The sequence below is a fragment of the Enterobacter cloacae complex sp. 309I3 genome (genome assembly GCF_050031595.1).
GTDB lineage: Bacteria > Pseudomonadota > Gammaproteobacteria > Enterobacterales > Enterobacteriaceae > Enterobacter > Enterobacter cloacae.
Genome location: NZ_JBLGWI010000001.1, coordinates 1,079,951 through 1,091,947, shown reverse-complemented (window position 1 = coordinate 1,091,947; position 11,997 = coordinate 1,079,951). Strand labels below are relative to the sequence as shown.

General features: G+C 55.8%; 14 protein-coding genes. 6 read left to right on the top strand and 8 right to left on the bottom strand.

Features of this window, described 5'->3' with window-relative positions:
- The first annotated feature begins 144 nt into the window (after nucleotides 1–144).
- The 4 genes from xseB (at nucleotide 145) to ACQG22_RS05045 (ending at nucleotide 4,212) form a co-directional block, all read left to right on the top strand.
- Nucleotides 145–387, top strand: coding sequence for an exodeoxyribonuclease VII small subunit (gene xseB / locus ACQG22_RS05060; protein ID WP_008503331.1), 243 nt, complete (start codon nucleotides 145–147; stop codon nucleotides 385–387).
- Nucleotides 388–1,287, top strand: coding sequence for a (2E,6E)-farnesyl diphosphate synthase (gene ispA, locus ACQG22_RS05055; protein ID WP_014830869.1), 900 nt, complete (start codon nucleotides 388–390; stop codon nucleotides 1,285–1,287).
- A 24-nt stretch (nucleotides 1,288–1,311) separates the two neighbouring features.
- Nucleotides 1,312–3,174, top strand: a complete 1,863-nt coding sequence (gene dxs, locus ACQG22_RS05050; protein WP_023622252.1) for a 1-deoxy-D-xylulose-5-phosphate synthase — start codon at nucleotides 1,312–1,314, stop codon at nucleotides 3,172–3,174.
- 63 nt (nucleotides 3,175–3,237) lie between these two features.
- Nucleotides 3,238–4,212, top strand: coding sequence for an aldo/keto reductase (locus ACQG22_RS05045; RefSeq protein ID WP_048970470.1), 975 nt, complete (start codon nucleotides 3,238–3,240; stop codon nucleotides 4,210–4,212).
- A 74-nt stretch (nucleotides 4,213–4,286) separates the two neighbouring features.
- On the opposite strand, the gene thiL is transcribed toward ACQG22_RS05045, so the two are convergent.
- From thiL to nrdR, 5 genes are all read right to left on the bottom strand, one after another.
- Nucleotides 4,287–5,258, bottom strand: coding sequence for a thiamine-phosphate kinase (gene thiL / locus ACQG22_RS05040; protein WP_013095840.1), 972 nt, complete (start codon nucleotides 5,256–5,258; stop codon nucleotides 4,287–4,289).
- A gap of 77 nt (nucleotides 5,259–5,335) precedes the next feature.
- Entirely contained in the window at nucleotides 5,336–5,755 is a 420-nt protein-coding gene (nusB, locus tag ACQG22_RS05035; RefSeq protein ID WP_006809908.1) for a transcription antitermination factor NusB, read from the bottom strand.
- 21 nt (nucleotides 5,756–5,776) lie between these two features.
- Nucleotides 5,777–6,247 (bottom strand): 6,7-dimethyl-8-ribityllumazine synthase, encoded by a 471-nt coding sequence (ribH, locus tag ACQG22_RS05030; RefSeq protein ID WP_003859098.1) that lies wholly within the window; start codon nucleotides 6,245–6,247, stop codon nucleotides 5,777–5,779.
- 87 nt (nucleotides 6,248–6,334) lie between these two features.
- Nucleotides 6,335–7,438, bottom strand: coding sequence for a bifunctional diaminohydroxyphosphoribosylaminopyrimidine deaminase/5-amino-6-(5-phosphoribosylamino)uracil reductase RibD (ribD, locus tag ACQG22_RS05025; protein ID WP_262819941.1), 1,104 nt, complete (start codon nucleotides 7,436–7,438; stop codon nucleotides 6,335–6,337).
- 4 nt (nucleotides 7,439–7,442) lie between these two features.
- On the bottom strand, nucleotides 7,443–7,892 hold the full coding sequence (gene nrdR, locus ACQG22_RS05020) for a transcriptional regulator NrdR (protein ID WP_008503337.1): 450 nt from the start codon (nucleotides 7,890–7,892) through the stop codon (nucleotides 7,443–7,445).
- A gap of 152 nt (nucleotides 7,893–8,044) precedes the next feature.
- Here nrdR and ACQG22_RS05015 point away from each other — a divergent pair, with 152 nt between their 5' ends.
- On the top strand, nucleotides 8,045–8,584 hold the full coding sequence (locus tag ACQG22_RS05015) for a DUF3251 domain-containing protein (protein ID WP_014830864.1): 540 nt from the start codon (nucleotides 8,045–8,047) through the stop codon (nucleotides 8,582–8,584).
- Nucleotides 8,585–8,855: 271 nt separating this feature from the next.
- Nucleotides 8,856–9,740, top strand: a complete 885-nt coding sequence (locus ACQG22_RS05010) for a nucleoside-specific channel-forming protein Tsx (protein ID WP_025756198.1) — start codon at nucleotides 8,856–8,858, stop codon at nucleotides 9,738–9,740.
- A gap of 78 nt (nucleotides 9,741–9,818) precedes the next feature.
- Here the strand turns inward: ACQG22_RS05010 and ACQG22_RS05005 are convergent, their stop codons facing one another.
- The 3 genes from ACQG22_RS05005 to secF all read right to left on the bottom strand — a co-directional run bounded on the left by ACQG22_RS05005 (nucleotide 9,819) and on the right by secF (nucleotide 11,990).
- A complete protein-coding gene (locus ACQG22_RS05005; protein WP_020686374.1) occupies nucleotides 9,819–10,499 on the bottom strand; it encodes a helix-turn-helix transcriptional regulator in 681 nt (226 codons plus the stop codon).
- A 14-nt stretch (nucleotides 10,500–10,513) separates the two neighbouring features.
- The gene (locus ACQG22_RS05000; protein ID WP_020686373.1) at nucleotides 10,514–10,879 is read right to left on the bottom strand and encodes a VOC family protein; all 366 of its coding nucleotides are present in this window, start codon (nucleotides 10,877–10,879) and stop codon (nucleotides 10,514–10,516) included.
- Between the two features lie 139 nt (nucleotides 10,880–11,018).
- Nucleotides 11,019–11,990 (bottom strand): protein translocase subunit SecF, encoded by a 972-nt coding sequence (gene secF, locus ACQG22_RS04995; protein WP_013095834.1) that lies wholly within the window; start codon nucleotides 11,988–11,990, stop codon nucleotides 11,019–11,021.
- Between the last annotated feature and the right edge of the window lie 7 nt (nucleotides 11,991–11,997).

The following is an 11,997-nucleotide window of genomic DNA, read 5'->3' as shown; positions in this document are numbered from 1 at the left end:
TAATATTACAGCCCACACCCGTGGCTGCATCCAGGCGCGCAAGTATACCACCATCGCGCCGTTCCTGTGCACATTGCGCGTTATTTGATAATTGCCCCGAGTCCGTTACCATGTCGGGGCTGAGAATATAAGAGTCAATTCACTATGCCGAAGAAGAACGACGCACCGGCCAGTTTTGAAACTGCGCTGAGTGAACTGGAGCAGATCGTCACCCGCCTTGAGAGCGGTGATTTACCGCTGGAAGAGGCGCTCAACGAATTCGAGCGTGGCGTGCAGCTGGCGCGCCAGGGGCAGGTTAAACTGCAGCAGGCCGAGCAGCGTGTGCAGATCCTGCTTTCCGATAGCGAAGACGCTAAGACAACGCCTTTCACACCGGACGCCGAGTAAATGGATTTTGCTAACGAGCTTCAGGCGCGAGTCATTCGCGCCAACGACGCCCTGCGCCGTTTTATTGCGCCACAACCTTTTCAGAACACTCCACTGGTTGAGGCCATGCACTATGGCGCACTCTTGGGTGGAAAGCGCCTGCGCCCGTTCCTCGTCTACGCCACAGGCAATATGTTTGGTATCAGCGATACTACGCTGGACGCCCCGGCTGCCGCCGTTGAGTGCATCCATGCCTACTCGCTGATCCACGATGATTTACCGGCGATGGATGATGACGATCTGCGTCGCGGTCAGCCAACCTGCCATATTAAGTTTGGCGAAGCGAATGCCATCCTGGCGGGGGATGCTCTGCAAACGCTGGCATTCTCTATTCTGAGCGATGCGCCGATGGCAGAAGTCAGCGATCGCGACCGTCTGGCAATGGTTTCCGAGCTGGCGATGGCCAGCGGCGTTGCCGGAATGTGCGGTGGGCAAGCGCTGGATCTGGAGGCAGAAGGACGTCAGGTTAATCTGGAACAGCTGGAGCGTATTCACCGGCATAAAACGGGCGCACTCATTCGTGCCGCCGTTCGCCTGGGCGCACTGAGCGCGGGTGAACAGGGGCGCAAAGCCCTGCCGATTCTGGACAGATACGCAGAAAGTATCGGTCTGGCGTTCCAGGTTCAGGATGACATTCTGGATGTGGTGGGCGATACTGCAACATTGGGTAAACGTCAGGGTGCGGATCAGCAGCTTGGCAAAAGTACCTACCCCGCCCTGCTGGGTCTTGAGCAAGCCCAGCGTAAAGCCCGGGATCTGATAGAGGAAGCCCGCCAGTCGCTGAATGAACTGGCCGCGCAGTCTCTCGATACCTCGGCACTGGAAGCGCTAGCGGACTATATAATCCAGCGTGATAAATAAACACACTATCTCGATGAGCCTTTGATGAGTTTTGATATTGCCAAATACCCGACACTGGCGTTAGTTGACTCCACCCAGGAGTTGCGTCTGTTGCCGAAAGAGAACCTGCCGAAGCTGTGCGACGAGCTGCGTCGCTATCTGCTCGACAGCGTAAGCCGTTCCAGCGGACATTTCGCCTCCGGGCTTGGCACGGTCGAGCTGACCGTTGCGCTGCACTACGTCTACAACACCCCGTTCGATCAGCTCATCTGGGACGTGGGCCATCAGGCCTATCCACATAAAATTCTGACGGGTCGTCGCGATCAAATTGGCACGATCCGCCAGAAAGGCGGCCTGCATCCGTTCCCGTGGCGCGGTGAGAGTGAGTACGATGTGTTAAGCGTCGGCCACTCCTCCACCTCCATCTCTGCGGGTATCGGTATTGCCGTGGCCGCCGAAAAAGAGAACAAGCAGCGCCGCACCGTCTGCGTGATCGGCGACGGCGCCATCACCGCCGGGATGGCCTTTGAGGCCATGAACCACGCGGGCGATATCAAGCCGGACATGCTGGTTATCCTGAACGATAACGAAATGTCGATTTCCGAGAACGTCGGCGCGCTGAACAACCATCTGGCACAACTGCTCTCCGGCAAGCTTTACTCCACGCTGCGTGAAGGCGGCAAGAAAGTCTTCTCTGGCGTACCGCCAATCAAAGAGCTGCTCAAGCGCACCGAAGAACACATCAAAGGCATGGTCGTGCCGGGCACACTCTTTGAAGAGCTGGGCTTTAACTATATTGGCCCGGTTGATGGGCACGATGTGCTGGGGCTGGTCACCACGCTCAAGAACATGCGCGACCTGAAAGGCCCGCAGTTCCTGCACATCATGACGAAGAAAGGCCGTGGTTACGAACCGGCGGAAAAAGATCCGATCACTTTCCACGCGGTACCTAAATTCGATCCGACCAGCGGTTGTCTGCCAAAAAGCAGCGGCGGTATGCCGAGCTATTCCAAAATCTTCGGCGACTGGTTATGTGAAACCGCGGCGAAAGACAACAAGCTGATGGCGATCACCCCGGCTATGCGAGAAGGTTCCGGCATGGTCGAGTTCTCCAAAAAATACCCTGACCAGTATTTTGACGTGGCGATTGCCGAGCAGCACGCAGTCACCTTCGCGGCGGGTCTGGCGATTGGTGGATACAAACCGGTGGTGGCGATCTACTCCACCTTCCTGCAACGCGCCTACGATCAGGTGATCCATGACGTTGCCATCCAGAAGCTGCCGGTGCTGTTTGCTATCGACCGCGCAGGCATCGTGGGTGCTGACGGCCAGACGCACCAGGGTGCATTCGATCTTTCGTTCCTGCGCTGCATCCCGGACATGGTTATCATGACGCCAAGCGACGAAAACGAATGTCGTCAGATGCTGTATACCGGCTACCACTACCAGGATGGTCCAAGCGCGGTTCGCTATCCACGCGGTAACGCGGTAGGCGTTGAGCTGCAGCCGCTGGAAAAACTGGCGATAGGTAAAGGTCTGGTGAAACGTCGCGGTGAGAAAGTGGCAATTCTGAATTTTGGCACCCTGATGCCAGAGGCCGCTAAGGTCGCTGAAGCGCTGAATGCCACTCTGGTGGATATGCGCTTCGTGAAACCGCTCGATGAATCCCTGATCCTGGAAATGGCAGAAACCCATGAGGTGCTGGTGACGCTGGAAGAAAACGCCATAATGGGCGGCGCAGGTAGCGGCGTGAACGAGGTGCTGATGGCGAACCGTAAAGCCGTTCCGGTACTGAACCTTGGCCTGCCGGATCACTTCATTCCGCAAGGTACTCAGGACGAAGCCCGCGCGGCAATTGGCCTGGACGCCGCAGGTATTGAAGCCAAAATTCGTAGCTGGCTTGCCTGATCCTTCCCCTTTTCCGCTCCTGCTATGCTTAAACGTATTGTTTAAAAAAGCAGGAGTGGAACCATGCAATACACGACATTAGGAAAAACGGATCTTAACGTTTCCCGACTTTGCCTGGGCTGTATGACCTTTGGCGAGCCTGACCGGGGTAATCACGCCTGGACGCTGCCGGAAGAGAGCAGCCGCCCTATCATCAAACGCGCCATTGAAGGTGGCATTAACTTCTTTGACACCGCCAACAGCTACTCCGACGGCAGCAGTGAAGAGATCGTCGGCCGTGCCCTGCGCGATTTTGCGCGTCGTGATGAAATCGTCGTCGCCACCAAGGTCTATTACCCGGTGGGCGATCTGGCTGAGGGCCTTTCTCGCTCCCAGATCCTGCGTTCCATTGATGACAGCCTTCGACGCCTGAAAATGGACTATGTCGACCTGCTGCAAATTCACCGCTGGGATTACAACACGCCCATTGAAGAGACGCTTGAAGCGCTCAACGATGTGGTGAAAGCCGGTAAAGCGCGCTACATCGGCGCATCGTCTATGCACGCGTCGCAGTTCGCCCAGGCGCTGGCTCTGCAGGCGCAACATGGCTGGGCGCGTTTCGTCACCATGCAGGATCACTACAACCTGATCTATCGCGAAGAAGAACGCGAGATGCTACCGCTCTGCTATCAGGAAGGCGTGGCGGTGATCCCGTGGAGCCCGCTGGCACGTGGTCGCCTGACCCGTCCGTGGGGGGAAACCACGGCCCGCCTGGTATCGGATGAAGTAGGAAAAAATCTTTATTCCAGTACAGAAGCCAGCGATGCGTTAATTGCCGAACGGTTAGCCGGGATCGCCGACGATACCGGAGCCACCCGCGCCCAGGTCGCGCTGGCATGGCTGCTGGGTAAACGCGGCGTCGCGGCACCGATTATTGGCACTTCGCGGGAAGAGCAGCTTGATGAACTGCTGAATGCGGTGGATATCACGCTGACGCCGGAGCAAGTTGCCGAGCTGGAGACACCGTATCAGCAGCATCCGGTGGTAGGGTTTAAGTAATCCCTCTCCCTAACCCTCAAATACGTAAGCCGGGTAAGGCGAAGCCGCCACCCGGCAGTACAGATCGCACAACATCACCCGAAGTGATCGTACCCTTTCCAGTCCAGCGTAACGGGCGCACCATCTTTCACAAACTTCAGCCCTTCACTCTCCGGCATGATCTGGCCGATACAGGTAAACTTCGCGCCGAGATGCGCTAACGCCACGTCCAGCGTCCCACGGTTGAGCTCAGGCACGGTAAAGCACAGCTCATAATCTTCTCCACCGGAGAGCGCCCAGCGCAGCGCCTGTTCAGGCTCGACGTGTCGAAGCAGCTGCTCTGATAGCGGGAACAGATCCAGGTCAACGCGCGCGCCGACACCGCTGGCCTTCAGAATATGACCGAGGTCTGAGATTAACCCGTCCGAGAGATCGATAGCTGAGCTTGCCCGTTCGCGTAGCGCCTGGCCGTGAAGAATACGCGGCGTTGGCCGCAGATGGCGTTTGACCAGATACGCCGCGTCGTCAGTGTCATTCACGGTTAAGCGATCCTGGAGGATCGCCAGTCCCGCTGCGCTGTCGCCCGGCGTACCGGTGACGTAGATCCAGTCGCCAGGTTTCGCCCCGGAGCGTTTCAGCGCGCGTCCAGCCGGCACATAACCGTGTATCGCGAGCGTCATCGATAGCGGCCCCGCCGTGGTATCGCCGCCAATCAATTGCATGTCGTAGTAGTTAAGCTGCTCAAACAGAGCGTCACTGAAGGCTTCAAGCCAGGGTTCATCGACCTCTGGCAGCGTCAGGGCCAGCGTTAACCACGCCGGATCGGCCCCCATCGCAGCCAGATCGCTCACGTTGACCGCCAGCGCTTTATACGCCAGGTCGGCAGGATCGATATCAGGTAAGAAATGGCGCCCGCACACTAAGGTGTCGGTGCTGATTGCCAGCGTCTGTTTTTCGGGAATATTGAGAAGTGCACAGTCATCGCCAATGCCGGTTTCAACATCAAGACGAGAGGTTCTGACACGGTCGAAATAACGGGCAATCAGGGAGAATTCGCCGCATGCCATACGTTATGCCTCAGCAAATAAAAGAAAAAACCGGAGCCGCACTGCCCGTCAGGCAATGCAGAGCTCCGGTTTGCGGATCACTTTTTGTGGGGACGGATCGCAGGTGCTGCTTTATCAAGAACGCCGTTTACAAACTTGTGGCTGTCTTCAGCGCCGAAGGTTTTCGCCAGTTCGATCGCTTCGTTGATGGCCACTTTGTACGGCACATCATCACGTTTAGACAGCTCAAACAGCGCAATGCGCAGCACTGCTTTTTCTACCTGACCCAGCTCTTCGAGCAGACGGGAGAGGTAGGGTTTCATCAGACCATCGAGATACGCGCTATTAGTCGCCACTCCCGACAGCAGTTCACGGAAGTACAGAACGTCAACATCTTTCACGTCCTGTTCTGACAGGAACTGGTATTCAACATCAGCGATGTCGTTCTGGGACAACTGCCAGGAGTAAAGTGCCTGAACGGCACATTCACGGGCGCGGCGACGAGCAGCAGGTTTCACGGAATTCCCCTTACAAAAAAATCAGGCCTTGATGGCTTTCAATACATTGATCATTTCAAGCGCGGTGAGTGCAGCTTCTGCACCTTTGTTACCGGCTTTAGTGCCAGCACGTTCGATGGCTTGTTCAATACTTTCGGTGGTCAGCACGCCGAACGCGACAGGAATTTCAGCGTCCTGTGCAACGTGCGCCAGACCATTGCTTGCACCGCCCGCAACGTATTCGAAGTGCGCAGTGCCGCCACGAATAACGGTACCCAGCGCAATCACCGCGTCGTATTTACCGGTTTTCGCCAGCGCGCCCGCTGCCAGTGGCAGTTCGTAAGCACCTGGAACCCACACAACGGTAATGTTGTCATCTTTAACCTGGCCGATACGTTTCAGGGCGTCAACCGCACCTTCCAGCAGGCTATCGTTGATGAAGTTGTTGAAACGCGCAATGGTGATGGCGACGCGAGCGTCCGGGGTAGCTACAGCAGCTTCAATAATGTTCATACTCTTCCTTTACGGGTTCATTTGGCCCCGCAGGGGGGCGGATTTTATCATAATACTTTGCGCACTGCTTCCCTATTTCAGGAGCAATTACGCTGTCGTTAAATGGAGGCAAACATCCGGACCCACCGGACGAATCTCGCTAAATTTGAGTTGTGGTGCATCGGCCAGTTTTTCAAGGCCGGGCAGCACAAACAGGCCACGCGCGTCGCTACCCAGCAGTTTAGGCGCAACGTAGACAATCAGTTCATCGACCAGACCTGCCTGGAGCAGTGCGCCTGCCAGCGTCGGGCCGGCTTCCACCCAGATGCTGTTCACCTGCTGCTTACCCAGCAGCATCATCAGCACCACGAGATCCAGATGACCGTTGTGCTCCGGCACCATAATGCTGCGCACGCTTTCCGGCCAGTCGCGTGAATCATCTTTTGTGCGGGCAATCCAGGTTTCACCGGGCAGCTGCACAATGCGGTGTTCAGGCGTGACGCGGTTCTGGCTATCAATGACAATACGCAGCGGCTGACGCAGGTTTTCCTGTGGGTACAGCGCCTGGGTATCGGCATTCAGTTCGTTCCAGCGCACGGTCATGGCCGGATCGTCCGCGAGCACCGTTTCACTGCTGGTGAGGATAGCATGGCTTTGCGCACGCAGACGTTGCACATCGCGCCTTGCCTGCGGCGAGGTGATCCACTGACTTTCGCCGTTCGCCATCGCCGTGCGGCCATCCAGTGAGGCGCCCAGCTTGAGCTGAATATACGGGAACCCGGTACGCATACGTTTCAGGAAGCCTTTGTTAATCGCTTCCGCATCCTGCATCATCAGGCCGTGGCTAACATCGATCCCTTCCTGCTGCAGACGGTACAGACCACGTCCGGCCACCTGGGGATTAGGATCCTGCATCGCAGCGACAACGCGCGACACTCCCGCCGCGATCAGCGCTTCACAGCATGGCGGTGTGCGCCCGTGATGGCTGCACGGCTCAAGCGTCACGTAGGCCGTAGCCCCACGCGCTTTTTCACCCGCCATACGCAGGGCATGCACCTCAGCATGGGGCTCGCCCGCACGGTAGTGGAAACCTTCGCCCACGATCTCGCCATCTTTAACAATGACGCACCCGACGTTGGGGTTAGGATGGGTGGTAAATCGACCGCGCTGCGCCAGCTTCATGGCGCGCGCCATGTACATCTCATCCTGCATAGACTCAATCCTGTAAGCGGGCGATCTCTTCGCCAAACTCTTTGATATCTTCGAAACTGCGGTAGACAGAGGCGAAGCGGATATAGGCAACCTTATCGAGCTTTTTCAACTGCTCCATCACCAGATTGCCGATCATCTTGCTGGGTACTTCACGTTCACCCAGACCACGAAGGTAAGATTTAATGTGGTTTAACGCCATTTCGACGTCATCCGCGCTGACGGGGCGTTTTTCCAGCGCCTTGAGCATTCCGCTGCGCAGTTTCTCTTCGTTAAACGGCTCGCGCACGTCGTTACTTTTTACCACACGCGGCATGACCAGCTCTGCCACCTCAAAGGTCGTGAAACGCTCGTTACATACCAGACACTGCCGACGGCGGCGTACGGAAGACCCTTCGCCCACAAGGCGAGAATCGATGACTTTGGTATCCACAGCGGAGCAGAATGGGCAATGCATACGGTATCCCTGTTATCTGGTTAACTGACTTTCATTTTACCCTGAACTGGCCTGACAACAAAGGAAGAGCTTTTTGAGACAAAGGATCTATGTCTGTCGGGATGATGCTGGCTACCATTACGGTGATCCGTTATTTCAAGGAATTAAACGCAATGACAAGACGTTACCTGAAAATTCTGCTGGTGGGGAGCCTCTTCACCCTTAGCGCCTGTGCACAGCAAACCGAAGTCCGCCAGATGAAACAGAGCGTGAATACGCTCAATACGGCAATGGACAAACTGAACAAAGAGACCGTGAAGATCACCCAGCAAAACGCGCTGAATGCAAAATCCACCAGCGGAGTGTATTTGCTGCCGGGGGCCAACACCCCTGCCCGTCTCAACAGCCAGGTTGGCACGTTAAAAATGTCGCTGGTGAATGTGGCTGCAAATGCGGATGGTACTCGCGCAACATTACGCATTCAGGGTGAGTCCAACGATCCGCTGCCAGCCTTTAGCGGCACCGTCGAGTGGGGCCAGATCCAGGGCACCACCGAGAATTACCAGGAGGTGAACGTGAAGAATCAGCTCTTCACCGCCCCGGCCAGTGTTTTAGCGCCGAGTGATGTGGATATTCCGCTGCAGTTAAGCGGCCTTACGCCCGATCAGTTAGGCTTTATCCGCATTCACGACATCCAACCCGCCGCACAGTAATCCCCCTCCTTTTGAGCGGAGTGAAATGTCACTCCGCTAACATTTACATTTCGTATGGATTGGCAACATAAATGATTGCCGCTACAATCCCGGCCGTTTAAAGTACGCAAACGTGAACGCAATCGATTACGCGTGTGAGAGATATGTGAAACAACACATATTTTTGTGAGCAAGGATTCCTATAATAGGCTCCGCAGAAACACGAAATATTTAGAAACGCAATTCGCGCATTTTTCACTCCCGGAAGGGAATTTCAATCAGTGGCATGATTATGAAAAAAACATTACTCGCAGCCGGCGCCGTGCTGGCATTGTCCTCCTCTTTCACTGTTAACGCAGCGGAAAACGATAAACCACAATACCTCTCCGACTGGTGGCACCAGAGCGTTAACGTGGTCGGCAGCTACCACACCCGTTTCGGACCTCAGATCCGTAACGATACCTACCTGGAGTACGAAGCGTTCGCCAAGAAAGACTGGTTTGATTTCTACGGCTATATGGATGCACCGGTCTTCTTCGGTGGTAACACCGACGCAAAAGGTATCTGGAACCACGGTTCCCCACTGTTCATGGAGATCGAACCGCGCTTCTCTATTGATAAACTGACTGGTACCAGCCTGGCGTTTGGTCCGTTCAAAGAGTGGTATTTCGCGAACAACTATATCTACGACATGGGCCGTAACAAGTCCGGTCGCCAGAGCACCTGGTATATGGGTCTGGGTACCGACATCGACACGGGCCTGCCAATGAGCCTGTCTCTGAACGTGTACGCTAAGTATCAATGGCAGAACTACGGTGCCGCGAACGAAAACGAGTGGGATGGTTACCGTTTCAAAGTGAAATACTTTGTGCCAATCACCCAGCTGTGGGGCGGCAACCTGAGCTATATCGGCTTCACCAACTTTGACTGGGGTTCCGATCTGGGCGACAACGACTTCCGCGATCTGAACGGTAAGAAAGCGCGCACCAACGACTCCATCGCCTCCAGCCACATCCTGGCGCTGAACTACGATCACTGGCACTACTCTGTTGTTGCGCGTTACTGGCACAACGGTGGACAGTGGAACGACGACGCCAGCCTGAACTTCGGCAACGGCGACTTCAGCGTCCGTTCTACCGGTTGGGGTGGTTACCTGGTAGTGGGTTACAACTTCTAATCGTGTGATTGTTGCCGGGTGGCACTGACGCTTACCCGGCCTACAAAACCTGTGCGGGCTGCCTCTCCCCGTGGCTTGTTACTGCTTCACCTTGCGCAAAAAATCCGCCAGCGATCGGTCTGCACTCTCACTAAAGCGTCTTTCCGTAAGGACAATTTTGAGGCATCTGTCGAGACGGAAACAGCGATAGTCATCGCGCAGTTCACACCATGACGCCAGTAACCAGCGTTCACCCCAGAAAAACAGCCCCAGCGGCTGAACCTCACGCGTTGAAAATTGCCCCGCTTCGTCACGATAATGCAGCACGAGCACGCGCTGGGCCGAGATCGCCTGATGTATGACATCAAAATCACTGCGGGAGTGGCTTTTCATGCCAAAATCCGGGGCGTAGATCCGCGTCTGCTCTGCCTTTCGGCGGCTCTCTTCGGGCAGGATCGCGAGCACTTTCTCCTGTGCCGACTCCAGTTCGCGCGACAGCGACTCCCCGCCCCAGGTGGTAAGCAGGCGAATAGCCACAATCAGCGCCTCAGACTCCTTGTTTGTCAGCATCAGCGGCGGCAGGTCAAACCCCGACATCAGCCGGTAACCGCTCCCCGCTTCGCCCTCCACCGGCACGCCGGAAAGCGACAGGTCGCGGATATCGCGGTACACTGTGCGCTCAGAAACGCCCAGCCTGTCCGCAAGATGCGCTGCCGTTGTCAGACGTCGGCCCCGCAGGATCTGTACTATCTGAAACAAACGGTCAGCGCGTCGGGTCATTTTTGCTTACGCTCTCAGGCAGGTTGATGAAGGCCGACGCGATTACCTTCGCTGTCGGTAAATAAAGCAATAGTACCAATACCGCGCGGTAACTCCAGCGGGCCAAACACGCACTCGCCGCCCGCAGAGGCAATGCGATCGAGCGTTGCTGTCAGATTGTCAGTATGCAGGTAGATAATGGCCCCCTGCACCGAGGGAATAATCCCCTCAAATTTTGCCAGCGCGCCGCCGGTGGCCGGATCCTCATGCGGGAATACCGCCAGCTCGGCGCTGTCCATTTTCTCGCGCCTCAGTGAAACCTGCATCACCGGCTCATAAAATTTGATGGCGCGATCCATATCCGCGACCGGGATCTCAAACCAGTTAATCACACTTTTCATAAATCCTCCTGCCTCTTGTTTGGGTTCAACAGGAGTCTACGACAGGGCTCCTGACAGCATACTGTCAGGAGTGTTTGTCAGGAGCAGATAAAAAAAATCCCGGTCAACAGACCGGGATTTCGATAACGCGATAAACGTCTTACGGCAGAATAGACGGCTGATCCGCCCCTTCTTTCTCGACCTTCTGCTGGAGCAGGTGCTCGCGCTTCATGCCAAGTTTCAGTGCCAGAGCGGACGCCACGTAGATTGACGACGCAGTACCGATAGACACACCGATCAGCATGGTCAACGAGAAGCCTTCCAGCACCGGGCCACCGAAGAGATACAGCATCAGGATCACCATCAAGGTGGTACCGGATGTGATCAAGGTACGGTGCAGCGTCTGGGTCAACGACACGTTAAAGATTTCGTACGGCGTACCGCGACGGATCTTACGGAAGTTTTCACGAATACGGTCAGATACCACGATACTGTCGTTCAGGGAGTAACCGATAACGGACATCAGGGATGCCACAATTGTCAGGTCAATCTCAATATGGAACAGAGACAGTACGCCCATGGTGATCACCACATCGTGCGCCAGTGCGATAACCACACCCGCCGCCAGTCGCCACTCAAAGCGGAAACCGACGTACACCAGGATGGAGATCAGCGCCACCAGCAGTGCCATCGCACCGGTTTGCGCCAGGTCCGCACCCACGCTCGGGCCGACGAACTCAATACGCTTAACCGTGGCGTTCTGGCTGGTTGTTTCGTTAATCACGCTAACAACCTTGCTGCCCAGTTCCTGACTGCCGTTGGCATCGTGTACCGGCGGCATACGCACCATGATGTCGCGGCTGCTGCCAAAGTTCTGCAGCAGCGGCTCTTCAAAGCCCGCTTTCTGCAGTGACTGACGCATCTGGTCCATATCGACCGGTTTTTCCAGGGTGATTTCAATCACCGTACCACCGGTGAAATCCAGACCCCAGTTAAAGCCTTTTACGCCCATAACGACGATGGACAGAATCAGCAGTAAACCTGAAATGCCGAAGGCCCAGTAGTCCCAGCGCATAAAGTCCCAGACTTTACGGCCGTGGTTCAATTGTTCAACAGTATATTCCTGTGCCACAACGCAC